The 25918-nt window shown below is 70.5% G+C and carries 15 protein-coding genes; 3 read left to right on the top strand and 12 right to left on the bottom strand.

Translation table 11 applies throughout. From position 1 onward, the window contains the following. Positions 1–98: 98 nt before the first annotated feature. From HCJ92_RS09345 to rpsL, 6 genes are all read right to left on the bottom strand, one after another. Entirely contained in the window at positions 99–1820 is a 1722-nt protein-coding gene (locus tag HCJ92_RS09345; RefSeq protein WP_167933012.1) for a solute symporter family protein, read from the bottom strand. A gap of 8 nt (positions 1821–1828) precedes the next feature. After that, positions 1829–2218 carry a DUF485 domain-containing protein gene (locus tag HCJ92_RS09340; protein WP_167933008.1) on the bottom strand — a complete coding sequence of 130 codons (390 nt, stop codon included), beginning with the start codon at positions 2216–2218 and terminating at the stop codon, positions 1829–1831. 400 nt (positions 2219–2618) lie between these two features. Beyond that, entirely contained in the window at positions 2619–3812 is a 1194-nt protein-coding gene (gene tuf / locus HCJ92_RS09335) for an elongation factor Tu (protein WP_167933007.1), read from the bottom strand. A 230-nt stretch (positions 3813–4042) separates the two neighbouring features. After that, the gene (fusA, locus tag HCJ92_RS09330) at positions 4043–6154 is read right to left on the bottom strand and encodes an elongation factor G (RefSeq protein WP_167933006.1); all 2112 of its coding nucleotides are present in this window, start codon (positions 6152–6154) and stop codon (positions 4043–4045) included. 38 nt (positions 6155–6192) lie between these two features. Then, positions 6193–6663, bottom strand: coding sequence for a 30S ribosomal protein S7 (gene rpsG, locus HCJ92_RS09325; protein ID WP_167933005.1), 471 nt, complete (start codon positions 6661–6663; stop codon positions 6193–6195). Positions 6664–6665: 2 nt separating this feature from the next. Then, the gene (gene rpsL, locus HCJ92_RS09320; protein WP_103501105.1) at positions 6666–7037 is read right to left on the bottom strand and encodes a 30S ribosomal protein S12; all 372 of its coding nucleotides are present in this window, start codon (positions 7035–7037) and stop codon (positions 6666–6668) included. Between the two features lie 301 nt (positions 7038–7338). Here rpsL and HCJ92_RS24820 point away from each other — a divergent pair, with 301 nt between their 5' ends. Continuing rightward, the gene (locus HCJ92_RS24820; protein WP_245240728.1) at positions 7339–8961 is read left to right on the top strand and encodes an LCP family protein; all 1623 of its coding nucleotides are present in this window, start codon (positions 7339–7341) and stop codon (positions 8959–8961) included. Positions 8962–9142: 181 nt separating this feature from the next. Further along, positions 9143–10129 (top strand): endonuclease/exonuclease/phosphatase family protein, encoded by a 987-nt coding sequence (locus tag HCJ92_RS09310; RefSeq protein ID WP_338054098.1) that lies wholly within the window; start codon positions 9143–9145, stop codon positions 10127–10129. A 96-nt stretch (positions 10130–10225) separates the two neighbouring features. Here the strand turns inward: HCJ92_RS09310 and HCJ92_RS09305 are convergent, their stop codons facing one another. From HCJ92_RS09305 to HCJ92_RS24815, 6 genes are all read right to left on the bottom strand, one after another. Beyond that, positions 10226–14140, bottom strand: a complete 3915-nt coding sequence (locus HCJ92_RS09305) for a DNA-directed RNA polymerase subunit beta' (RefSeq protein ID WP_167933004.1) — start codon at positions 14138–14140, stop codon at positions 10226–10228. 123 nt (positions 14141–14263) lie between these two features. Further along, positions 14264–17749, bottom strand: a complete 3486-nt coding sequence (gene rpoB, locus HCJ92_RS09300; RefSeq protein WP_167933003.1) for a DNA-directed RNA polymerase subunit beta — start codon at positions 17747–17749, stop codon at positions 14264–14266. Positions 17750–18363: 614 nt separating this feature from the next. Continuing rightward, positions 18364–18744: a 50S ribosomal protein L7/L12 gene (gene rplL, locus HCJ92_RS09295; RefSeq protein ID WP_167933002.1), complete on the bottom strand. Its 381-nt coding sequence runs from the start codon at positions 18742–18744 to the stop codon at positions 18364–18366. A 104-nt stretch (positions 18745–18848) separates the two neighbouring features. Continuing rightward, positions 18849–19400: a 50S ribosomal protein L10 gene (gene rplJ, locus HCJ92_RS09290; protein WP_167933001.1), complete on the bottom strand. Its 552-nt coding sequence runs from the start codon at positions 19398–19400 to the stop codon at positions 18849–18851. A gap of 444 nt (positions 19401–19844) precedes the next feature. Continuing rightward, on the bottom strand, positions 19845–23489 hold the full coding sequence (locus tag HCJ92_RS09285) for an AAA family ATPase (RefSeq protein WP_167933000.1): 3645 nt from the start codon (positions 23487–23489) through the stop codon (positions 19845–19847). A gap of 412 nt (positions 23490–23901) precedes the next feature. Beyond that, a complete protein-coding gene (locus HCJ92_RS24815) occupies positions 23902–24618 on the bottom strand; it encodes an ArsR/SmtB family transcription factor (RefSeq protein ID WP_245240727.1) in 717 nt (238 codons plus the stop codon). Between the two features lie 112 nt (positions 24619–24730). On the opposite strand from HCJ92_RS24815, the gene HCJ92_RS09275 reads away from it, so the two are divergent. Next, positions 24731–25789, top strand: a complete 1059-nt coding sequence (locus tag HCJ92_RS09275) for a S41 family peptidase (RefSeq protein ID WP_209310902.1) — start codon at positions 24731–24733, stop codon at positions 25787–25789. Positions 25790–25918 lie beyond the last annotated feature (129 nt).

Here is a 25918-nt window from a genome sequence, read left to right as displayed (position 1 = left end):
GGCCGCCGGCACGACGGCGAGCGGTGCCGGTGCCGGCGGCTTGCCCCGGCCGGGGGTGGGCCGGGGCGGGTGGGACGCGCTCCGCCGCCCCACCCGTCTCAGTGCTTCGCCGCTCCTTCCGCACCGGCGCCGGTGAGGGCGCGGACCTGGAGCTCGGCGAACTTGTCGAGGTCGCGCTCCCTGGAGGCGAGGGTGCCGACGATGGCGCAGGCCAGGCCGATCGGCACGGAGACCAGCGCCGGGTTCTCCAGCGGGAACCAGGCGAAGTCGACCCCGGCGGGGAAGAGCGACAGGCTCTCGCCGTCGGCGTTGACCTTGCCGGAGACGACAGGCGAGAAGAACACCAGGCCGACGGCGGCCACGAGCCCGCCGTAGATGCCGGCGACCGCACCGGCGGTGTTGAACCGCTTCCAGAACAGACTGAGCAGCACGACCGGCAGGTTCGCCGAGGCCGCGATGGCGAAGGCCAGCGCCACCAGGAACGCCACGTTCAGGTTCTGCGCGAAGATCGCCAGGACAATGGCGACGACGCCGACACCGGCTGCGGAGAACCGCGCGACCTTGATCTCCTCGCGCTCGGTCGCCTCGCCCTTGCGGAGCACGTTGTTGTAGAAGTCGTGCGCCAGGGAGGACGAGGAGGCGATCGTCAGGCCGGCGACGGTGGTGAGGATGGTGGCGAAGGCGACTGCCGCGATGAACGCCAGCATCACCGCGCCGAGCGTGTCACCGCCGAAGTGCAGGCCGATCTCCTCCGCGAGCTGGGGCGCCGCGGTGTTGCCCGCGGCGTCCTGCGCGGTGATCGCGTCCTTGCCGACGAGTGCGGCGGCGCCGAAGCCCAGGACGAGGGTCATCAGGTAGAAGGTGCCGATGAGCCCGATACCCCAGTTGACCGACTTCCGGGCGGTCTTGGAGTCCGGCACGGTGTAGAAGCGGATCAGGATGTGCGGCAGACCGGCGGTGCCGAGGACCAGCGCCATGCCGAGGCTGATGAGGTCCAGCTTGTTGACCATCGTCTGCCAGGCGTCACCCGCGACTTCCACGCCGTAGCGCTGCCCGGGTTCCAGGAACGCCTGGCCGACGCCACTCGCCTCGGCCGCGTCGTTCATCAGCGAGCCCAGGTTGAAGCCGTAGATGGAGAGTGCGAGGACGGTCAGCAGCACCGCGCCGGCCATCAGCATGATCGCCTGGCCGATCTGCACCCACGTCGTCCCCGTCATGCCGCCGAACGTCACGTAGATGACCATCAGCAGGCCGACGGTGATGATCCCGACGATCTTGGCGGTCTCCGCGCTCATCCCGAGGAAGGTCTCCCCGGGGCGGATGCCCAGCAGCATCGCGATGAGCGCGCCGGCACCGACCATCTGCGCCAGCAGGTAGAAGATCGAGACGGTGAGCGTCGACACCGAGGCGGCGGTCCGTACCGGGGTCTGCCGCATCCGGTAGGAGACGACGTCGGCCATGGTGTACCGGCCGGAGTTGCGCAGCAGTTCCGCGACGAGCAGCAGTGCGACCAGCCACGCCACCAGGAAGCCCACCGAGTACAGAAAGCCGTCGTACCCGAACAGCGCGATCATGCCGGCGATACCGAGGAAGGACGCCGCCGACATGTAGTCGCCGGCGATGGCGAACCCGTTCTGGATGCCGGTGAACCCGCGGCCCCCGGAGTGGAAGTCGGTCGCCGACTTGATCTGCCGGCTGGCCCAGATGGTGACGCCGAGCGTCGTCGCGATCAGCACCGAGAACAGCAGGATGGTGATGACGCGGCTCTGTGCGGAGGTCGTTCCCTGCGCCAGCTCCACCGAGTGCGCGAGGGTGGTCATGGTGATGCTCACGCCTTGTCCTCCTGCTCTGCGGTGCGCTGCTCGCCGCTCATCAGCTCGTCACGGAGCTCCGCGGCGAGCGGGTCGAAGCGGCGGTTGGCGTAGAGCGAGTACCAGATCGCGATGCCGAAGGTGGAGACGAACTGGAGCACGCCGAACACCAACGCGACGTTGACGCTCCCCAGGACCTGGGTGTCCATCACACCGCGCGCGTACCCGGACATCCAGACGTAGAGGATGTACCAGGCGAGGAAGGCGATCGACATGGGGACGACGAACCGCAGCAGCCGGGAGCGCAGTTCGAGGAAGCGGGGGTCGGAGTGCATGACCACCGAGCGGGCCTTGAGGTCCGGCTCCGGTGGCTCTCCTGCCTCGGTCGTCGTTGGCTGGGTCGTCATGAACCGGCTCCTGTGTCGGGGACGTACGCCCGGAAGGACCGGACGTGGGTGACGCGTTCGCGCGAATGTAAGGAAGCTCACTCACCCGTGTCAGTGGGCCTACCGGCTGAGTCGGCGAAAGCGGAGTACCCGCGCCGAACGGTCCTCCGCTGTGCGACGAACGGTCCACGAGCGGTCGGTGAACGGTCCCCGCCGCCCGCCGCTCCGCCACCACTCCTCTCCCCCAGCGCGCTGACCTGGCCGTCGCCCCGGGCGACCCCGAACCCGCCCCCGACGTTCCCCTGTCGCGTGCGCGGGCTCCCCAGGGCCCGCGCACGCGACAGGGCCCGGCCCCACCGCGGGATGCGGTGGGACCGGGCCCTGTCATGCCGATGTCGGCTGCCCCGAGAGGGGCGTCAGGTCACTTGAGGATCTTGGTGACCTGGCCGGCGCCCACGGTCCGGCCACCCTCACGGATGGCGAACTTCAGGCCCTCCTCCATGGCGACGGGCTGGATCAGCTCGACGCGCATTTCGGTGTTGTCGCCCGGCATGACCATCTCGGTGCCCTCGGGGAGGTGCACCACGCCGGTCACGTCGGTGGTACGGAAGTAGAACTGCGGGCGGTAGTTGTTGAAGAACGGGGTGTGGCGGCCACCCTCGTCCTTCGACAGGATGTACGCCTGCGCCTCGAACTCCGTGTGCGGGGTGACCGAGCCGGGCTTGATGATGACCTGGCCGCGCTCGACGTCCTCGCGCTTGATGCCGCGGAGCAGCAGACCGACGTTCTCACCGGCCTGACCCTCGTCCAGCAGCTTCCGGAACATCTCGATGCCGGTGACCGTGGTGGTGGTCTTGTTCTCCTTGATGCCGATGATGTCGACGGTCTCGTTGACCTTCAGGACACCACGCTCGATGCGGCCGGTGACGACCGTACCGCGACCGGTGATGGTGAAGACATCCTCGATCGGCATGAGGAAGGGCTTCTCGACGTCACGCTCGGGCTGCGGGATCGAGTCGTCGACGGCCTTCATCAGCTCGAGGACGGTCTTGCCCCACTCGGCGTCACCCTCCAGCGCCTTCAGCGCGGAGACCTTGACGACCGGGACGTCGTCGCCCGGGAACTCGTACTCCGAGAGCAGCTCACGGACCTCGAGCTCGACGAGCTCCATGATCTCCTCGTCGTCCACCATGTCGGCCTTGTTCAGGGCGACAACGATGTACGGAACGCCGACCTGGCGGGCCAGGAGCACGTGCTCCTTGGTCTGCGGCATCGGGCCGTCGGTGGCGGCGACCACGAGGATGGCGCCGTCCATCTGGGCGGCACCGGTGATCATGTTCTTGATGTAGTCCGCGTGACCCGGGCAGTCGACGTGGGCGTAGTGACGGCTCTCCGTCTGGTACTCGACGTGCGCGATGGAGATGGTGATACCACGCTGACGCTCTTCGGGCGCCTTGTCGATCTGGTCGAAGGCCGAGGCCTCGTTCAGGTCCGGGTACGCGTCGTGCAGCACCTTGGTGATCGCCGCGGTAAGAGTCGTCTTACCGTGGTCGATGTGACCGATGGTGCCGATGTTGACGTGCGGCTTAGTCCGCTCGAACTTCGCCTTCGCCACGGGGGTCCTCCTGATGGACTGGTGCTGTACGCCCCGCCGCGGCTTGCGGCGAGGGCCAGATGGTCTACCGAATCGGCCAGGACCCCGAGGGGGACGCCCTTGGCCGTTTCGCTGGGGGTCTGACTCGGGGGCGACCCCGGCCGCCGTCCTGACGGACGACCGACCGGAGCGATGCCCCGTATGCCGTTTTGCTCCAGCTTAGTGGGTGTCTGATCCGGGAGTTCCCCGGATTATTCGCCCTTGGCCTTCGCGATGATCTCCTCGGAGACGGCCTTGGGGACCTCGCCGTAGGAGTCGAACTGCATGCTGTAGCTGGCGCGACCGGAGGTCTTGCTGCGGAGGTCGCCGACGTAGCCGAACATCTCCGACAGCGGGACCAGGGCCTTGACGACCTTGTTGCCCGTGCGGTCCTCCATGGCCTGGATCTGACCACGCCGGGAGTTGATGTCGCCGATCACGTCGCCCATGTAGTCCTCGGGCGTGGTGACCTCGACGGCCATCAGCGGTTCGAGGATGGCCGGGCTGGCCCTACGAGCGGCTTCCTTGAACACCATGGAACCGGCGATCTTGAAGGCCATCTCGGAGGAGTCGACGTCGTGGTAGGCGCCGTCGAGCAGCGTCACCTTGACACCGGTCAGCGGGTAGCCGGCGAGCACGCCGAACTCCATCGCGTCCTGGCAACCGGCGTCCACCGAGGGGATGTACTCCTTGGGGATGCGGCCACCGGTGACCTTGTTCACGAACTCGTAGCCGTCACCCTCGAGAGGCTCGAGAGCGATCTGCACCTTCGCGAACTGGCCGGAACCACCGGTCTGCTTCTTGTGCGTGTAGTCGATCTTCTCGACCGCCTTGCGAAGCGTCTCGCGGTAGGCCACCTGCGGCTTGCCGACGTTCGCCTCGACCCGGAACTCCCGCTTCATGCGGTCGACCAGCACGTCGAGGTGGAGCTCGCCCATCCCCTTGATGATGGTCTGGCCGGTCTCCTCGTTCGTCTGGACCTGGAAGGACGGGTCCTCCTCGGCCAGCCGCTGGATCGCGACGCCCAGCTTCTCCTGGTCACCCTTGGACTTGGGCTCGATGGCGACCTCGATGACCGGGGCCGGGAACTCCATCGACTCCAGGATCACCGGGTTCGCCGAGTCCGAGAGGGTCTCGCCGGTGGTGGTCTGCTTGAGACCCATGACGGCGACGATGTCGCCGGCACCCACCGAGCTGATCTCCTCACGCTTGTTGGCGTGCATCCGGTAGATCTTGCCGATCCGCTCCTTCTTGCCCTTCACCGAGTTCAGCACCTGGGTGCCGGTCTCGATGCGGCCGGAGTAGACGCGGATGAAGGTCAGGCGGCCGAGGTGCGGGTCGCTGGCGATCTTGAACGCCAGGGCCGACATCGGCTCGTCCTCGGAGGGCTTGCGGGCGATGACCTCGTCCGCGTCCTTCGGGGACTGACCCTCGATCGCCTCGACGTCCAGCGGCGAGGGCAGGTAGCGGACCACGGAGTCGAGCAGGGGCTGAACGCCCTTGTTCTTGAACGCGGTGCCACAGAAGACCGGGGTGATGGTGACGTCGCCCTCGGCGAGGGTGATGCGGCGGATCGCCGCGCGCAGCTGGTCCTGGGTGGGCTCGGTGCCCTCCAGGAACAGCTCCATCATCTCCTCGTCGTTCTCGGCGACGGCCTCGACCAGCTTGGCGTGGTACTCGTCCGCCTGGTCCTGCAGCTCCGCGGGGATGTCGACGGTGTCGTACATCTCGCCGAGCTTGGTCTCCTCGGACCACAGCAGGGCCTTCATCTGGACGAGGTCGACGACGCCCTGGAAGCCGGCCTCGGCACCGATCGGCAGCTGCATGACCAGCGGCACGGCGTGCAGCCGCTCCACGATCATGTCGACGCAGCGGAAGAAGTCCGCACCCGTACGGTCCAGCTTGTTCACGAAGCAGATACGCGGCACGCCGTACCGGTCCGCCTGTCGCCAGACGGTCTCGGACTGCGGCTCGACGCCGGCCACACCGTCGAACACCGTGACAGCACCGTCGAGCACCCGCAGGGAGCGCTCCACCTCAACGGTGAAGTCGACGTGCCCGGGGGTGTCGATGATGTTGATCGTGTGATCGACATCGTCGAGCGGCCAGTGGCAGGTCGTCGCGGCGGACGTGATGGTGATGCCGCGCTCCTGCTCCTGCTCCATCCAGTCCATCGTGGCAGCGCCGTCGTGGACCTCACCGATCTTGTAGCTCACACCGGTGTAGTACAGGATCCGCTCGGTGGTGGTCGTCTTGCCCGCGTCGATGTGGGCCATGATCCCGATGTTGCGGACCTTGGCCAGGTCAAGTGAAGTAGTAGCCATAAGGCTTCGGTCTTCTCTCGGTCTCGATGGGGTAGCGACTACCAGCGGTAGTGCGCGAAGGCCTTGTTGGACTCGGCCATCTTGTGCGTGTCCTCACGCTTCTTGACGGCGGCACCCAGGCCGTTCGACGCGTCGAGCAGCTCGTTCATGAGGCGCTCGGTCATCGTCTTCTCGCGGCGGGCACGCGAGTAGCCCACCAGCCAGCGCAGCGCCAGCGTCGAGGAACGGCCCGGACGGACCTCCACCGGCACCTGGTAGGTGGCGCCACCGACACGGCGGGACCGGACCTCCAGGGTCGGCTTCACGTTCTCCAGGGCGCGCTTCAGCGTGACGACCGGGTCGTTGCCGGTCTTCTCGCGAAGGCCCTCCAGGGCGCCGTACACGATGCGCTCGGCGGTGGAGCGCTTCCCGTGCAGGAGCACCTTGTTGATCAGGGACGTCACCAGAGGAGAGCCGTAGACCGGGTCGATGTGGACCGGGCGCTTCGGGGCAGGGCCCTTACGAGGCATTCTTACTTCTCCTTCTTGGCGCCGTAGCGGCTGCGAGCCTGCTTGCGGTTCTTGACGCCCTGGGTGTCGAGCGAGCCGCGGATGATCTTGTAACGAACACCCGGCAGGTCCCTGACCCGACCGCCACGCACGAGCACGATGGAGTGCTCCTGGAGGTTGTGGCCCTCACCCGGAATGTAGGCCGTGACCTCGATGCCGCTGGTCAGGCGCACACGTGCGACCTTCCGCAGCGCCGAGTTCGGCTTCTTCGGGGTGGTGGTGAAGACACGCGTGCAGACGCCGCGCCGCTGGGGCGAACCGTCGAGCGCGAGAGTCTTGTTCTTCTCGGTCTTGTCCTGCCGGCCCTTTCGGACCAGCTGCTGGATCGTTGGCACAGTCTCTCCGGTTTCTGTGTGCCGTCTCGGTACCACTAACCTGGGCCACCGCCGACCCACGCGGTCGGGTGTGTCGAAGCTGTCCACCCCGCCGCGACGGGGCCCGTCAGCGGTGGGGGTGCAGATATCGGGGTCCGACGACACCCGCGACGTTCACCTCGGTGAATCGGCAGGTGCGCAGGGGACACCCCAGGCACGAGGTCAGAGCCTACCCAGCACACCGCCCGCGGTCAAAAAACAAGGCACGCGCAGCAGCCGTGTGGTGCTTCTCCCAAGGGGCACACGGCGGCAGAATGATCGCATGAACAGCGGAGGCCACAGCCCCGGCGACGCCGAGGGTGACACAGCGGGCGGCGGACCGGCATCGGGTGACCGCACCGCGGACGGAACGACCAACAGTACCGAAGCCGGGACCACGGGTGATCCCGGGGCCGACGCAGACATACCCAACGGCACCGACGGCGACACCTCCGCCGGTGCCCCGACCCCATCCGATCGGCGCGAACCCCCGGACGAGCGCCCCGAGTCCGAGGCGGAAGGCGCCGCGGAAGCGGCCGTGACCGACGCGGGGACCACGGCTCCGACCGGCGGACCGGCGGCCGGAGCGGCGGCCTCGGGCAACGGCGCGCAGACCGGCGCGACGGACACGGCGGACCCCGAACCCGCCGACCCCGCACCCCCGGAGGCCGACCCCGGGACCGCCTCGGCCGCCGATCCTGAGGCGGGGGCGGGTGGGGACGCAGCCGCCGCCGGCGAGGAGCCCGCGCCGGCGGACGGGACCCCGGCCGCCGGGTCGCGGAACCCGCCCGAGGCGGAGACAGCGGAGAGCACGGGCCCGCCCGTGACGGCCGAACCCGGGGCAACCGGCGCCGAATCGGCAGCTGTCGCCGGCGACAGCGACGGCAGCGACAAAGCGGCGCCACTGACGCGGCGAAGACGCCGCTGGCCGAAGGTGCTCGCGGCCTGCCTCGCCGGGCTCATGCTGACCGGCGCCGCCGGCGCCGGCTGGGCGTACTGGCGCACCGAGCAGAGCCTGGACAGCATCAAGCGCATCCCGCAGGCCATGCCCACCATGCCCGAGGAGCAGCAACCCCAGCGCATCGAGGGCGACTCCCTCGTCTTCCTCCTGGTCGGCCTGGACGCGGAGTCCGCGCCCGACACCGGCGTCGGCGACACCGAGGTCTCGGCCGAGGGCGAGCCGGCCGCCTGGGAGGCGGGTTCCGCGCGGAGCGACACCATGATGCTGCTCCAGATACCCGCGGACCGCTCCGCCGCCACGCTCGTCTCCCTCCCGCGCGACAGTTGGGTGGAGGTGCCGGGCCACGGCAGCTCCAAGCTCAACGCCGCCTACTCGTGGGGTGGTCCGGCGCTGATGGTGGAGACGGTCCAGAATCTCACCGACCTCCGGATAGACCACCTCGCCGTCATCGACTGGGAGGGATTTCGTGAACTCACCGACGCCGTCGGCGGGGTGCGGGTGGACGGCGAACGCCTCGACGGGCGGGACGCGCTGGACTACGTCCGGGAACGCAAGGGCCTTCCCGAGGGCGACCTCGACCGCAACCGGCGCCAACAGCACTTCCTGCGCTCGCTGTTGGAGCAGACTCTCAGCTCGGACACGCTCTCCAGCCCGTCGCGCCTCAACGGCCTCCTCAACGCGGTCGGCGACGTGGTCAGCGTCGACGACGGACTGAGCAATGGCGACATCCGCGACCTCGCCTGGGGGCTGCGCGGGCTCGACGACGATGAGGTGCGGTTCATGAACGCCCCGGTCGTCGGCACCGAGACCATCGGCGGGCAGTCCGTGGTCATCCTGGACCAGGAGGCGGCCGAACCGCTGTGGAAGGCCATGAAGGAGGACGCCGTGGGCGAGTTGGTCGAACGCGGCGAGGCCCCCGAGGACCTCGGGGAGGAAGTCGCCTGACCTCTCCCCCGGCACGCGCACCGACCCGGGACGCCGGGTCCGTCGCGCGTCACCGTGGGGACGACGGGCGCCGAACAGCGGCGCCTGCCGTGCGTTCGACTTTCGGACGGCCAACCGAAACCGCGATGCGGCCGGCCGCGTCCTGACCCCTGTGACAGCTACCTTCACCAGGACCGAGACCGTGGCGCAGAACGAGGCCGACACCGAGAAGGCGACCACCACGCCGGACGTGCGACCGTCGTGGCGCGCGCCCCGGGGGCGGGTGCCCGCGGCGCTCGCCCTGCTGACCGCGTTACTCCTCGCCTTCCCCGGCTCCGTGCCGAACGCCGGTCCGCGCCTGGGCAGCCTGCTGGAGAGCTTCCTGCCCTGGCTCGGCCTCGCGGTACCCGTCCTCCTCGCTGCCGCGCTCCTACGTCGCTCCGCGCTCGCCGTGACGGCCGTGCTGCTGCCGCTGGCGGCCTGGTGCGCCGCCTTCGGCCACCTGCTGCTCCCCGGACCCGCTCCGCAACCCCGCGAGTTGCTCGTCCTCCAGCACAACGTGAGCGACGAGAACACCGACCCGGTCGGCACCGCCCGCGCCATGGCCGCCGCCGGCCCCGACCTGATCGGTGTCCAGGAGCTGCTGCCCGAGGCCGTGGAGAGCTACCGGCGGACGCTCGCGCCGGAGTACCCGCACCACGCGGTCAGCGGCACCGTGGCGCTGTGGTCGAAGCACCCGCTGAGCGACGTCGCCCCCCTGGACATCAAGCCGCGGGACCTCACGGAGCCGTGGAACCGCGGGCTGCGGGCGGTGGTCACGACGCCGCACGGCGACGTCGTCGCCCACGTCGTCCACCTCCCGTCGATGCGCGTGGGCGCCGGCGGCCTCACCTCCCAACGGCGCGACGAGAGCGCCACGCTGCTCGGACGCGCGATCGCCGAGGAACCGCTGCACACGGTGATCCTGCTCGGCGACCTCAACGGCACCACCGAGGACCGCGGACTCGCCCCGCTCACCGACCGGTTGAACGTCCCGGAGCGCGGCTTCGGGTTCAGCTTCCCCGTCGGCCTCCCGGTCGCCCGGATCGACCAGGTCATGGCACGCACGGCGACCGTCACCGACCTCCGCACGCTGCCCGCCACCGGCAGCGACCACCTCCCGGTCACCGCCCGCATCCTGCTGCCGTAGCCCCCGGCGAGAGCCGCAGTCCCCGCACACACGCCGACGGGCGGCCACCCCCGTGAGGGAGCGACCGCCCGTCGGCGTTTCGTGGAGCGCTGCGGCTCAGCCCTGGTAGGGGCCGTAGTCGTAGTCGTCCAGCGGCACCGCCTGGCCGGAGCCGGCGCCGAACGGCGAGTAGTCGATGTCGTCGTAACCGACGGCCGAGTACATCGCGGACTTCGCCTCCTCGGTGGGCTCCACCCGGATGTTGCGGTAGCGGGAGAGACCCGTACCGGCCGGGATGAGCTTACCGATGATGACGTTCTCCTTGAGGCCGATCAGGGAGTCCGACTTGGCGTTGATCGCCGCGTCGGTGAGGACCCTGGTCGTCTCCTGGAAGGACGCCGCCGACAGCCACGACTCGGTGGCCAGCGACGCCTTGGTGATACCCATGAGCTGCGGGCGGCCGGAGGCGGGGTGGCCGCCCTCGGAGACCACGCGCCGGTTCTCGCCCTCGAACTTCGAGCGCTCGACCAGCTCGCCGGGCAGCAGCTCGGCGTCGCCCGACTCGATGATCGTCACCCGGCGGAGCATCTGCCGGACGATGATCTCGATGTGCTTGTCGTGGATCGCCACGCCCTGCGAGTTGTAGACCTTCTGGACCTGGTCGACCAGGTAGATCTGCACCTGGCGCTGGCCCAGCACGCGGAGCACGTCGTGCGGGTTGATCGCACCGACGGTCAGCGGCTGGCCGACGACGACGCGGTCGCCCTCGCCGACCAGCAGACGCGCACGCTTGGAGACCGCGTACGGCTGCTCGTCGGTGCCGTCGTCCGGCGTGATGACGACCTTCTTGGTCTTCTCGGTCTCCTCGATCCGCACGCGGCCGACGGCCTCGGAGATCGGGGCGACACCCTTGGGCTGCCGCGCCTCGAAGAGCTCGACGACACGGGGCAGACCCTGCGTGATGTCGTCACCCGCCACACCACCGGTGTGGAAGGTACGCATCGTCAGCTGGGTGCCGGGCTCACCGATCGACTGGGCGGCGATGATGCCGACCGCCTCGCCGATGTCCACCAGCTTGCCGGTGGCCAGCGAGCGGCCGTAGCAGCGGGCGCAGGTGCCGACGGCGGACTCGCAGGTGAGGACGGAGCGGGTCTTGACCGTCTCCACACCGTGCTTGACCAGCTCGTCGATGAGGACGTCGCCGAGGTCGGTGTTTGCCGGGGCCAGCAGCTGGCCGTCGACCGTGATGTCCTCGGCCAGGCAGCGGGCGTAGACGCTCGACTCGACGTTCTCGGTCTTGCGCAGCACGCCCTCGCCGTCGCGGACGGCGATCGCCAGCTTGAGACCGCGGTCGGTGCCGCAGTCGTCCTCGCGGATGATGACGTCCTGCGAGACGTCCACCAGACGACGGGTGAGGTACCCGGAGTCGGCGGTACGCAGCGCCGTGTCGGCCAGACCCTTACGGGCACCGTGGGTGGAGATGAAGTACTCCAGCACGGACAGGCCCTCGCGGAACGACGCCTTGATGGGACGGGGGATCGTCTCGTTCTTGGCGTTCGACACCAGACCGCGCATACCGGCGATCTGACGCATCTGCATCATGTTTCCTCGGGCACCCGAGTCCACCATCATGAAGATCGCGTTGGTCTTCGGGAAGTTGGCGCTCATCACGTCGGCGACCTTGTTGGTGGCCTCCGTCCAGATCGCGATGAGCTCCTGGGTGCGCTCGTCCTTGGTGATCAGACCGCGCTCGTACTGCTTCTGGACCTTCTCGTCACGCGCCTCGTAGGAGGCGATGATCTCCTTCTTGGCCTCGGGGACCAGGATGTCGGAGACGGCGACGGTGACACCGGACCGGGTGGCCCAGTGGTAGCCGGCGGCCTTGAGGTTGTCCAGCGTGGCGGCGACCACGATCTTCGGGTAGCGCTCCGCGAGGTCGTTGACGATCTCGGAGATCTGCTTCTTGCCGACCGGGATCTGCACGAAGGGGTAGTCCTCCGGCAGCAGCTCGTTGAAGAGCGCGCGACCGAGGGTGGTCTTCAGACGGAACGGGTCGCCGACCTGCCACTCGGCCACACCGGAGTCCACATCGGCCTCGGTGGGGGCCGGCGGGGTCCAGCCGCGGGGCGGCACGGAGCCGACCGGGAACCGGATCTCGACCTCGGCCTGGAGGGACAGCTCGTCGGCGTCGAAGGCCATGATGGCCTCCGCGGTGGAGCCGAACGACCGGCCCTCGCCCTTGAGCACGCGCTCTTCGGCGTCGGTGGTGAGGAAGAACAGCCCCAGCACCATGTCCTGCGTCGGCATGGTGACCGGCCGGCCGTCGGCCGGCTTGAGGATGTTGTTCGAGGACAGCATCAGGATGCGGGCCTCGGCCTGCGCCTCCGCGGAGAGCGGCAGGTGCACGGCCATCTGGTCGCCGTCGAAGTCCGCGTTGAACGCGGTGCAGACGAGCGGGTGGATCTGGATGGCCTTGCCCTCGACCAGCTGGGGCTCGAAGGCCTGGATGCCGAGGCGGTGCAGCGTGGGCGCACGGTTGAGCAGCACGGGGTGCTCGGCGATGACCTCTTCGAGGACGTCGTACACCACGGTGCGCTGGCGCTCGACCATGCGCTTGGCCGACTTGATGTTCTGGGCGTGGTTGAGGTCGACCAGCCGCTTCATGACGAAGGGCTTGAAGAGCTCCAGCGCCATGGCCTTCGGCAGACCGCACTGGTGCAGCTTGAGCTGCGGACCGACGACGATCACGGAACGCGCGGAGTAGTCCACGCGCTTGCCGAGGAGGTTCTGACGGAAGCGGCCCTGCTTGCCCTTGAGCATGTCGGACAGCGACTTCAGCGGACGGTTGCCCGGACCGGTGACCGGCCGGCCGCGACGGCCGTTGTCGAACAGCGCGTCGACGGCCTCCTGGAGCATCCGCTTCTCGTTGTTCACGATGATCTCGGGGGCACCGAGGTCGAGCAGACGCTTCAGGCGGTTGTTGCGGTTGATCACCCGGCGGTACAGGTCGTTCAGGTCGGAGGTCGCGAAGCGGCCACCGTCCAGCTGCACCATCGGGCGGAGGTCCGGCGGGATGACCGGGACGCAGTCCAGCACCATGCCCTTGGGGCTGTTGCGGGTCTGCAGGAACGCGGAGACGACCTTCAGCCGCTTCAGGGCGCGGGTCTTCTTCTGGCCCTTGCCGGTGCGGATGATCTCGCGGAGGCGCTCGGCCTCCTCGTCGAGGTCGAAGGTCTCCAGCCGCTTCTGCAGCGCGGCGGCGCCCATCGAACCGTCGAAGTAGGTGCCGAAGCGGTCGCGGAGCTCGCGGTAGAGCAGCTCGTCGCCCTCCAGGTCCTGGACCTTGAGGTTCTTGAACCGGTTCCACACCTCGTCGAGGCGGTCGATCTCGCGCTGCGCGCGGTCGCGCAGCTGCTTCATCTCACGCTCGGCGCCCTCGCGGACCTTGCGGCGCGCGTCGGCCTTGGCGCCCTCGGCCTCCAGCTCGGCGAGGTCGTTCTCGACCCGCTTGGCACGGGCCTCCAGGTCGGCGTCACGGCGCTGCTCGATCTGCTGGCGCTCGACGGAGACGTGGGCCTCCAGGGAGGGGAGGTCGCGGGTGCGGCGCTCCTCGTCCACGAAGGTGATCATGTAGGCGGCGAAGTAGATGACCTTCTCGAGGTCCTTCGGCGCGAGGTCCAGCAGGTACCCCAGGCGCGAGGGCACGCCCTTGAAGTACCAGATGTGGGTGACGGGGGCGGCGAGCTCGATGTGGCCCATCCGCTCACGGCGCACCTTGGCGCGGGTCACCTCGACGCCGCAGCGCTCACAGATGATGCCCTTGAAGCGGACGCGCTTGTACTTGCCGCAGTAGCACTCCCAGTCCCGAGTGGGGCCGAAGATCTTCTCGCAGAAGAGGCCGTCCTTCTCGGGCTTGAGGGTGCGGTAGTTGATGGTCTCGGGCTTCTTGACCTCGCCGTGGGACCACTGGCGGATGTCGTCGGCGGTGGCCAGGCCGATACGGAGTTCGTCGAAGAAGTTGACGTCGAGCACTCTCGTCAATCCCTCTCAGGGGTTGGGCCGCCCGCCGCGTGGGGCGGATGACCGGGTGAAAAGTCTGATCGGGGTCCGGGGCGGCGCCGGGTCACCAGGGATGGGTGACCCGGCGCGAACCCGTCAGACCTCTTCGACGCTGCTCGGCTCGCGCCGGGACAGGTCGATGCCGAGCTCCTCCGCCGCGCGGAAGACGTCCTCGTCGGTGTCACGCATCTCGATGGACATGCCGTCACTGGACAGCACCTCCACGTTGAGGCAGAGCGACTGCATTTCCTTGATGAGCACCTTGAAGGACTCGGGAATGCCGGGCTCCGGGATGTTCTCGCCCTTGACGATCGCCTCGTAGACCTTCACCCGGCCGGTGACGTCGTCGGACTTGATGGTCAGCAGCTCCTGCAGGGCGTACGCGGCGCCGTACGCCTCGAGCGCCCAGACCTCCATCTCGCCGAAGCGCTGGCCGCCGAACTGGGCCTTACCACCCAGCGGCTGCTGCGTGATCATGGAGTACGGGCCGGTCGAACGCGCGTGGAGCTTGTCGTCGACCAGGTGGTGCAGCTTCAGGATGTACATGTAGCCGACGGAGACCGGCTCCGGGAACGGCTCGCCGGAGCGGCCGTCGAAGAGGTGGGCCTTGCCCGAGGGCTGGACCATGCGGTCGCCGTCGCGGTTGGGCAGCGTGGCCTCGAAGAGACCCGCGATCTCGTCCTCACGGGCGCCGTCGAAGACCGGGGTCGCGACGTTGGTGCCGGGCGCGACGTCGTCGGCGCTGATCGCGGTGAGGCGCTTCTTCCACTCCGCGTCGATGCCCTCGACCTTCCAGCCCTGCGAGGCGAGCCACCCGAGGTGGATCTCCAGGACCTGGCCCGGGTTCATCCGGGAGGGGACGCCCAGCGGGTTGAGGATGACGTCGACCGGGGTGCCGTCCTCCATGAACGGCATGTCCTCGACCGGCAGCACCTTGGAGATGACGCCCTTGTTGCCGTGACGGCCGGCGAGCTTGTCACCATCGGTGATCTTGCGCTTCTTCGCGACGTAGACGCGGACCAGCTGGTTCACGCCGGGGGGCAGTTCGTCGCCCTCCTCGCGGTCGAAGACGCGGACGCCGATGACCTTGCCGGTCTCGCCGTGCGGCACCTTCAGGGAGGTGTCGCGGACCTCGCGCGCCTTCTCGCCGAAGATCGCGCGGAGCAGGCGCTCCTCGGGGGTCAGCTCGGTCTCGCCCTTCGGGGTGACCTTGCCGACCAGGATGTCCCCGGCCTCGACCTCGGCACCGATGCGGATGATGCCGCGGTCGTCGAGGTCCGCGAGGACCTCCTCGGAGACGTTCGGGATGTCCCGGGTGATCTCCTCGGGGCCGAGCTTGGTGTCGCGGGCGTCCACCTCGTGCTCGTCGATGTGGATCGAGGAGAGCACGTCGTCCTGGACCAGCCGCTGGCTGAGGATGATCGCGTCCTCGTAGTTGTAGCCCTCCCAGGGCATGAACGCGACGAGCAGGTTCTTGCCGAGCGCCATCTCACCGGACTCGGTGGAGGGGCCGTCGGCGATGACCTGGCCGGCGATGACCTCCTGGCCCTCGCTGACCAGCACCTTCTGGTTGAAGGAGGTGCCCTGGTTCGAGCGGTGGAACTTCGCCAGGCGGTAGGTGACGTTGGTGCCGTCGGCGTTGGCCGCGGAGACGTAGTCCGCGGAGACGTCGGTGATCACCGCGTCCTGGTCGGCGCGGATGACGTCGCCGGCGTCGGTGGCGGAGCGGTACTCCATGCCGGTGCCGACCAGCGGGGACTCCGCCTTCAGCAGCGGCACCGCCTGGCGCATCATGTTCGAGCCCATGAGCGCGCGGTTGGCGTCGTCGTGCTCCAGGAACGGGATCATGGCGGTCGCGACCGACACCATCTGGCGCGGCGAGACGTCCATGTAGTCCACGTCGTGGCCGGTGACGTAGTCGATCTCGCCGCCGCGGCGGCGGACGAGGACGCGGTTCTCGGCGAAGCGCATGTCGTCGTCCAGGCGCGCGTTGGCCTGGGCGATGACGAAGCGGTCCTCCTCGTCGGCGGTGAGGTAGTCCACCGCGTCGGTGACGACACCCTCGACGACCTTGCGGTACGGGGTCTCCACGAAGCCGAAGGCGTTGACGCGGCCGAACGCGGCCAGCGAGCCGATCAGACCGATATTCGGGCCTTCGGGGGTCTCGATCGGGCACATGCGGCCGTAGTGCGAGGGGTGCACGTCACGCACTTCGAGGCCGGCCCGCTCACGGCTGAGACCACCGGGGCCGAGCGCCGAGAGACGACGCTTGTGGGTCAGACCCGACAGCGGGTTGGTCTGGTCCATGAACTGCGACAGCTGGCTGGTGCCGAAGAACTCCTTGATGGAGGCGACGACCGGCCGGATGTTGATCAGGGTCTGCGGCGTGATCGCCTCGACGTCCTGCGTGGTCATGCGCTCGCGGACCACCCGCTCCATGCGGGCGAGACCGGTGCGGACCTGGTTCTGGATCAGCTCGCCGACGTTGCGCAGGCGCCGGTTGCCGAAGTGGTCGATGTCGTCGGTCTCGACGACCAGCGGCTCACCGTCGATCGCCACGGCCTCGGTCTCGCCGGCGTGCAGGCGCACCAGGTACTTGATGGTGGCGACGACGTCCTCGGTCGTGAGCACACCGGAGTTGAGCGGCTCGCTGCCGCCCAGCTTCTTGTTGATCTTGTAGCGGCCGACCTTCGCGAGGTCGTAGCGCTTGGGGTTGAAGTAGAGGTTCTCCAGCAGGGTCTGGGCGGCCTCGCGGGTCGGCGGCTCGCCCGGACGGAGCTTGCGGTAGATGTCGAGGAGCGCGTCGTCCTGGCCCTGGGTGTGGTCCTTCTCCAAGGTGGCGCGCATCGACTCGTACTCGCCGAACTCCTCCAGGATCTGCTCGGAGGTCCAGCCCAGCGCCTTCAGCAGGACGGTGACCGACTGCTTGCGCTTGCGGTCGACGCGAACGCCCACCATGTCGCGCTTGTCGATCTCCATCTCCAGCCAGGCACCCCGGGACGGGATGATCTTGGCCGAGAAGAGGTCCTTGTCGGAGGTCTTGTCGATGGAGGTGTCGAAGTAGACGCCCGGCGAGCGCACCAGCTGCGAGACGACGACGCGCTCGGTGCCGTTGATGACGAAGGTGCCCTTGTTCGTCATCAGGGGGAAGTCCCCCATGAAGACGGTCTGGGACTTGATCTCGCCGGTGTCGTTGTTGGTGAACTCGGCGGTGACGAAGAGCGGCGCGGCGAACGTGAAGTCGCGCTCCTTGCACTCGTCGATGGAGTTCTTCGGCGGCTCGAAGCGGTGGTCGCGGAAGGTCAGCGACATCGAGCCCGAGAAGTCCTCGATCGGGGAGATCTCCTCGAAGATCTCCTCCAGACCGGACTTGGTCGGGACATCCTGCCCGCTGTCCAGCGCGGCCTCGACGCGGGACCTCCAGGCCTCGTTGCCGAGGAGCCAGTCGAAGCTCTCGGTTTGCAGGGCCAGGAGATTCGGAACCTCGAGCGGTTCCTTGATCTTCGCAAAAGAGACGCGCAGCGGTGCAGTGCTGGCGCCGTGGTTCGTGTGTACGGTCGAGGCGTTGCGCGAGGCGGCCAAGAGGGGGTCCTTCCGAGGGCTCGGACTCTCTGCGCGCATGCCGGTCCCACTGGTGACGGACAGGGGGAGCAATATAGGCAGCGCAAAGGGACAGTGTAGCCACAAGACACACTGATGTCCAATACCCAACCGGGACCGTCACAGCCCCAACGACGCGGCCGCCCTCCGGCCTCCACCGCCCCGGCCGCCTCGTCGCCGGTAGCGGTGTGTCTGCCGCATTGTTTCCCGCCCCGACACCGATCCATGCCTGAAATCCGGAATCGATGTCCCGCCGCCGCAGCGGCGCGTCCCGAGAATCGCGCGAAGGGTGCGGTTCGTCAAGAGGGGACGATCCCTTCGCGCCGCCTCCACGGGACGGCGACGAAAGATCACCATACCCCTGACCATGGACAAGGCAAGGACGGTCGCCTCCGGGGCGGCGAACCAGAAGAGGGGATCACCCGGCTGGGTGATCGCCTCTCAGGTCTGCACGGCCCTCTTACGAGTGACCGTGAGGTGCCGAGCCCCTCCGCGCGCCCGGGGCGTGCGGAGGGTGCTGCGACAGGATGGGCGGCTGAGCCGCCCGCCGGGCGTGCGGGCCGAAGCCCGCGTCACGCCGGTGCGGTGACCTCAGGTCACTTGACCTCGACGGAGGCGCCGGCGCCCTCAAGGGCGTCCTTGGCCTTCTCGGCGGCAGCCTTGTCGACCTTCTCGACGACGGCCTTGGGGGTGCCGTCCACGAGGTCCTTGGCCTCCTTGAGGCCCAGGGAGGTCAGCTCACGCACGACCTTGATGACCTGGATCTTCTTGTCGCCGGCACCGGTGAGGATGACGTCGAACTCGTCCTGCTCGGCAGCGGCCTCGGCCGGGGCGGCCACGGCACCGGCGGCGACGGCGACCGGGGCGGCAGCCTCGACGTCGAACTTCTCCTCGAAGGCCTTCACGAACTCGGAGAGCTCGATGAGGGTCATGCCGCTGAAGTGCTCGAGCAGCTCGTCCTGGGTGAGCTTCGCCATGATGGCGGTCCTTCCACTAAACCGGCTGATGCCGGGCTGTCTGGCGGTTGTCGCGGTCGATGGGCTTGCGGGCCCGCCGACCGCGGGTGAGAGGTGGAGCTACCTCACTCGGCCTCGGCGGGAGCCGCCGAAGCGCCACCGCCCTGCTCGACCTTGTCCCGGAGCGCGTCCGCGGTGCGGACGAGCTTCGTGAGCGGAGCCTGGAAGGTCGCCGCGGCCTTCGCCATGGACGCCTTCATGCCGCCGGCCAGCTTGGCGAGCAGCACCTCGCGGGACTCCAGTTCCGCGAGCTTGTTGATCTCGTCGGCGGACAGCGCCTTGCCGTCGAGCACGCCGCCCTTGATGACGAGGGCAGGGTTCTCCTTGGCGAAGTTGCGCAGACCCTTCGCCGCCGTCACCGGGTCACCGGTGAGGAAGGCGACGGCGGTCGAGCCCGTGAGGTGCTCGTCCAGCTCCGCGATCCCGGCCTCGTTGGCCGCGATCTTGGTCAGCGTGTTCTTCGAGACGCGGTACTGCGCGTCCTCACCGAGCGCCCGGCGCAGGTCCTTGATCTGCGCCACGGTGAGACCGGTGTACGCGGTCACGACAGCGCCGTTCGAGTTCTCGAACTTCTGCTTGATCTCAGCGACGGCTGCGACCTTGTCAGGGCTTGCCATGAACCTCGGCCCTCCTTCCGGGTGATACGGACCGCACGGAAGGGGCGTGAGAACACGAAACGCCCCGGCGCAGGCGCGGGGCGTGGTCCAGACGGGGCACCTGATAGGCGCACTCGTCGGAGGCTTCCTCGATCACCTGCGCGGGCGATCCGCGTTCGCGAATCCTTCGGCCACCGGGATCGGGCCCGGCGGCAACCAGCGGTCTCTGGCTTCGTGAGGAGACTAGACGGTCCGGGCACCTCGCGGCAAATCGCGCGGACGGCCGAGCGCGGAGGCGGGGGCGGACACCGCGCGGACCCCGGGGGGGGGGGGGGGGGGGGGGGCGACGGCGTGACGGCGTGACGGGGCCTTGCGGGGGGGGCGTCGGCGCGAGCGGGTGGTCACGGTTGGCGGCAGCGGTTCGCCGGTGCGGCGGCCGGGGGCTGCGGCGCGCGGCGGCCCGGGTCAGAGCCGCCAGGGGGTGTGGTCCGGCGGCCGGTAGCAGCACCGGGCGCCGGTGGAGACGGTCGCACGCAGGTGGGCCGCGAGCTCGGGATGGCGCACGTCGAGTCGGCGGAACGTGTCCCTGATCCGCGCGGTCACCGTCTTCCGCGCCCGCTCGGCGCTGTCGCCCAGCCGCCGTGACCGACCGGCCAGCCCGGCGGCGGCCCGCAACTCGACCAGCAGCGCCTCCCGCTCCCGGTCCAGCTCTGCGGCCCTGTCGTCGTCCCCGAGGAGCGCCGCCCGGTCGATCTCCCCGTCGAGAGCGGCGAGCCGCCGCTTGTAGGCCGCGCGCGCCCGCTCGTCGAGCACCTCGTCGCCGCCCATGGTGTGTGCGGCGACGACGGTGGCACCGCCCTCGGGAGACAGCAGCCGCACGGCCGGAACCGCCTCTCCGGGATGTGAGAGCAGCAGGTGGAGGTCGCGCAGCCCCTTGGCGTCGGGCAGGTGGGCCGTCCGGCCGCCGAAGGTCAGCTGCCAGACCGCGCCGTCGTGGCGGAACTCCCGCTCCGGGGAACGCCCGGGAGGCCGGGCGCGGGCACCGGAGACGTCGTCCCCGGCCCGGGCCACGGACGGGACGGGCTCGACTGCCGCCGGTGGCGGGGACGGCTCGTGCGCGGAGTCCGGCACGGGGGACGGTGCGGCGCGAGGAGCCGACGCGGACCGCGGGGCTCCGGCGTGGCCGGGCGGGAGGGACATGTTCATCCCGGCGGCGAGACGTTCCGCGTCCTGCCGCAGCCGCGCCGCTCGATCCCGGTCCCTCCCCGCACCGCCGAGGAGACCGGCGCCGCCGTGAGCACCGGCGCGGCCACCGGGGACGGCGCCGGTCGCGCCGCCGCCCGTGGCGTCGCCGGAGCCGTCCCGTCGGTACAGCGCCGAGGCCAGCCGTGCGCGTGCGAGCACGGCCCAGGGCCGTGCCTCCAGCCGGTCGGCGGCGACGACGGCGTCCGTCAGCGCGGCGACCGCCTCGTCCCAGCGCCCCTCACCCGCCTCGACCACGCCGAGCCAGAACGGCACCGGCCCGCTGATGTCGCAGCCGCAGAACGAGACCAGCCAGGCTTCCGGGTGCGGAGTCAGCGCCCGGCGCACCTCCTCCCCCAGCTCCCGGTCACCCGCCGCGGCTGCCGCCTGCGCGCGCAACCGCAGCCAGAGCGGGCCCAGGTCGCGCGGGAAGCCGCTCGACCGCCCCCGCGCGGCGGCCGTGTACAGCAGTCCTTCCTCGACGTCGCCGCGCTCGAACGCGGCGATGCCCAGCAGCACGTCGGGGTACGGGTAGCCGCTCTCCGTCAGCCGCGCCCGCAGCTCCGCATCACCCGGGGTCCTGCCCTGGAGCATCTCCAGCACCGTCCGGTGGTGGACCGCCATGAACGTCGTCATGAAGTTCCAGTCCGACTGCGCGCCGGGCAACTCCGAGGCGAGCTCCAGCCGGTGCTCCGCCTCGGCGAACTCGCCGCGCAGGGCGCCGATGATCGACCGGTCCACGGCCACCGCCGGTCGCAGGTGCGGGAGGCCCGCGGCGTCCGCCGCCGCGAGGTAGGAGAGGTAGTGCTCGCGGTAGGCGGCGTTCCCCTGCTCCAACTGCGCCACCCATCGCAGCGACCGGACGACCAGGTGCATACCGCGGTTGCCGGTGCGGGAGAGGACCGCGAGCAGCTCCTCCATGAGCCGTTCGCGTTCCGCCGCCGACCCCAGCCCCCAGATCGCCTCGTGTCGTGCCCACAGCAGGAACTCCAGGGCGGTGTCGTCGCCACCGCTGCGGGCCAGCGCCATGGTGCGCAGCGTCAACTCGTCGGCTAGAGCGGTGAGTTCGGACGGCGAGGCACCAGCGGAACGGTCGGCGGGCGCCGGTCCGGTGGCGGGCGGCTGCCCGGTTGCGGACGCCGGCCCGGGATCGTCGCGCGGGGTGTGCCGGCCGGGGGGCGGGTCGGTCGCCGGCCCGCTGCCGTCGGGTTGCCCGACCAGGGCGCGGTGCGCCTGCCGCAGCAGTCGCTCGCCGGTCGCCGCCAGTTCCGGAAAGGTGGTGGACCCCGCGTGCAGCGCCAGGGCGACCCGGGCGAGGAGTTCGGGATCCGCCACCGTCAGGGCCAGCTCCGCGGTCCCTCGGTAGAGCGCGATCACCTCGTCCCGCTCCGCCGTGTGCCCGAGTTGACCGACGAGGTCGAGCGCGACCGCGACCGTCCGGCCGGGGTCGACCTCTTCCGGCGGCGCCGCCCTCGCGACGTCGTAGGCGCGACGCAGGTGTCTGGTCGCCTCGTCGCCCGCGACCCGGTTGCCGGCGTCCTCCGCCGCGGCTGTCAGCAGCTCGACGGTCGTACCGGCCGGGAGGTCCCCACCGGCGAGATAGGCGTGGCGCGCCAGGTCGGCGGGCCCGATCGCCGGCAGCCCCTCGTCCCCGGGCACCCGGACGGCGCGCACCACCGCCGCGTGGTGCCGGCGCGCGGCGTCCGCCGTCAACCCCTCGTAGAGCGCCTCCCGGAACAGGTCGTGGGCGAAACAGAACCGTCCGCCGCCGGCGGCGGTCACCAGCCGGCCCGTGACGGCCTGGTCCAGCAGGGCATCGACCAGCGCGGACGGCGCGGCGACCACCGACGCGAGGACCGGCCGGGTGAACTCGCGGCCCAGCACGGAGGCCGCTTCCAGCAGCCGCCTCACCGGCGACGGCAACAGCGATATGCGGCGCGTCAGCGCGTCGCTGACGCCGGGGGTCATCGCGAGCGCCGGTCCGCCGGAGGCCCAGAGCCGGGCCGCCTGCTCGACGAAGAAGGGGTTGCCGCCGGTGCGCTGGTGCACCCGGGTCGCCAGCTCCGCCGAGGGCTCGCGCCCCGCCGCGCGCGCCAGCAGCGTTCCGACGTCGTCGCGGTCCAGCCCGGTGAGCGTGATGGTCGTAGCCCTGGCGTGGAGCATCGGCAGCACCGTGCGAGCCGCGGGCACGGCATCCCGGTCGGGCCGCCCCGAGGAGACGGCCACGACCCCGTCCCGGGCGCCGGCGCGGTACGGCGGCGCAGCGGCACCGTCTGCGTCGGGAGCGCGGGCGGCATCTGCGGGTATCTCCACCTCGACGTCCCGGTAGGTGCCCACCACGAGCAGCCGCTCGAACCAGGAGTGGCGCACCACGAACTCCAGCAACCGCAGGGACGCCTCGTCCGCCCAGTGCAGGTCCTCCAGCACCACCAGCACCGGGCGCCCCTGCGCGGCGCTGACCAGCGCCGTCGTGACCGCGTCGTAGAGGGCGAAGACGTCCTCGTCGGAGCCGCGGCCGACCCCGGTCTCGCCACCGGCCTCACCGAGCAGCGCCGCGAGCCCGCCGTTCTGCGGCGCCGAACTGCGGTACTCCTCCTGCGGCAGTGCCCGGCGCAGCCCGCGCACCACCTGGACCCACGGCCAGTACCCGGGCGCATGGGCGGAATCCCAGCACGAACCGGTCAGGACCAGCGCTCCCCGGGCCCTGGCCTCCCGCACCGCACCGGTGACCAGCGTCGTCTTTCCGATGCCCGCCTCGCCGGTGACCAGCACGAGCCCGCCGTGGCTCGCCGTGCTGCGGTCGACCTCGGAGCTCAGGAGCGAGGCCGCCTGCTTCCTTCCGAGTGGAGGGTCGGTGAGGGTCGTCACCCATCCATTAGACGCGAAGGGTCCGACAATCGCCGCGCTCGATCGACGGGCCCGTGCCCGGGCGCCCCGGCGGCCGGTTCCGGGGGCACCGTTCGGTGCCCCCGGCGGAACGGCGGGCGGGCTCCGGGGTGCGGGCTGAGAGCGTTGTGAGCCCCCACGTCGGATCAGCTCGCGGCGCCGGATGCGGTCAGCTGCACGGCGGAGGGCACCCTCATACCGGGTTGTCCTCGGGTGTTCCTGACAACGCAGCAGATGGCCGTAGCCGGCCTCGCGGGCCCGGCGTGGGGTCACGCACACGCTCTGCGAGGGCCGACTACGGTCCGCACGGGGCGGACGGCACGGGGCGGGCCAGGGCGCAGGGGGTGACGGTCGCGTCGCGCGCGTGGCGACCGGACCGGGCCGGGCTCGCCGATCAGGCGTCGGCGGAAGACCGGCGGAGATCGACGGCCACGGTGTGGACGGAGCGGCCGGCCGTCGCCCCCGCGCGGGGTCGGGTCGCCTCGGAGACGGCGTCCGCGACCACCCGGCGAAGGCACCGCCGCAACGCGGCGACCTCGGCCTCCGTGAGCGCCAGGTCGTGGAGGACGAGCAGGGGTTGTGCGGTGGGCTGCGCCCCGGCGTCCGGGAGGGGCGGAGCAGCCCGGTGGCCCGGCGCGGCCGAGGGCACGGCTGCGACCGGCGGCGCCGCGCTGTACAGGTGCTGGGTCCCACCCCGCGCCTGTCGCGTCTCGGTCACGGTCACCATGTCGGCGGAGCGCAGCACTCCCAGGTGGTGGGCGACCGTGCCCTTCCCGACGTCGAGAGCGGCGGCGAGAGCGCTGATCGTCGCCGGTTCGCGGGTGACGCGTGCGAGGAGTTCACGCCGCGTGGAATGGGACAGCGCCCGGTGGCCCGCCTCCGACAGCTCGACGGCTGCCGCGTCCCCCGCCCGGGCCGGCGGACGGTCGGTCTCCGACCCACGCGGCGTCCGGCACGGTTCACGCGCCGGGCGGTCGGGGCCGGGCGGGGCAGCCGGACCGGCCGTGCCGGGCCGCCGTGCCGGGTCGGCGAGGCACGGCTCCTCCGGGGACAGCTCCTCCGGAGGTGTCTCGGACGGTGGCGTCTCGGACGGTGGGTGCGTCGGGGACATGCATCAAGCGTCCAGCATTCTTGACGCTTGTGCAATTGCATGCTCTACTCCTCCCGCTCAGCGGCTACCGGGGGTCCGGCACGCCGGACGCGCCTGTCACCCGGAGGTCCCCGTGCCCACCGACCTGCAGCCCGGCGAGCTGTCGAGGATCGTCGAACGGTGTGCTGCGAAGGTGGAGGACCACTACGTCTTCCCCGCGACGGGCACCCGGCTGGCCGCATTGCTGCGTGAGCGGCTCGCCTCCGGCGCCTACCACCAGGCGGGAGACCCCCGGATACTCGCCGAACTCGTCACCACCGACCTCCGCTCGGTCAACGGCGACCCGCACCTGCGATTGCGCCACCGCCCGGAGCGGATCCCCACGCAGAAGGGCAAGTCCGCGCGAACGGAGGCGGACCGCGCGGCGGAGCTGACCATGGGCGGGGTCCCCGCCGTGGCGCGGCTCACGGGCGGCACGGCCCTGCTCGAACTGGGCCACTCGCTGCTGCCGGCGCGCGACGCGGCCGAGACCATGGGCGCGGCCTTCACCCTCGTCACCCGTAGCGAGGCGCTGCTGCTCGACCTCCGCCGGTGCCGAGGCGGCGACCCCCACACGGTCGCGCTCATCTGCAGCTACCTGCTCGACGAGCACACCCACCTCAACACGCTCCGCCACCGCGACGAGAGCCGATCCGCGCACTTCTGGACCCTGCCGGCCGTCGTCGGCCGCCGCTACGGCAGCGCCCGGCCACTGTTCCTCCTCATCGGACCGGCGACCTTCTCCGGTGCCGAGGAGCTGGCGTACAACCTGCAGCAGCTCGGGCGCGGCACGGTCGTCGGCGCGCGGAGCGGTGGCGGCGCCCACCCGCAGACCGTCTTCGCGCTCCACGCCCACCTGGAGGCGTCCGTCCCCTACGCGCGGGCGGTGAATCCGGTGTCCGGGACCAACTGGGAGGGCATCGGCGTCGTGCCGGACGTCGAGGTCGAGGCGGACCGCGCCCAGGCCGTCGCGCACCGGCTGGCGCTGGAGGCGGTGGCACGCCGGGGCGGGCGGTCCGCCTCCGTCGTCGAGGCGCGGGAGGAGCTCGCCCGCCGACTGGACGAGGAGACCGCGGCGGAGAAGGCCGCGCACAAGGCTTCGCGGAAGGGCGCCGAGGACACCGCTGCCCCGGAGCGGCGGGCCACCGCTTGACCCTCGGGCGGGCACGCGGCAGCGGTCCCGCCCTACCGCCCGCGCGGTGCGGTCGTCGCGAGCCCGCGGCGACCTGGTGCGCACGATGGCTCACGACCGTCCGCGCCGGTGCGCCGGACGCCCACGCGC

Origin of the sequence: Streptomyces spiramenti (assembly GCF_012034385.1) — a bacterium.
GTDB lineage: Bacteria > Actinomycetota > Actinomycetes > Streptomycetales > Streptomycetaceae > Streptomyces > Streptomyces spiramenti.
Note: the sequence above shows the minus strand (reverse complement) of the source record. Positions and strands in the feature narration are given on the sequence as shown.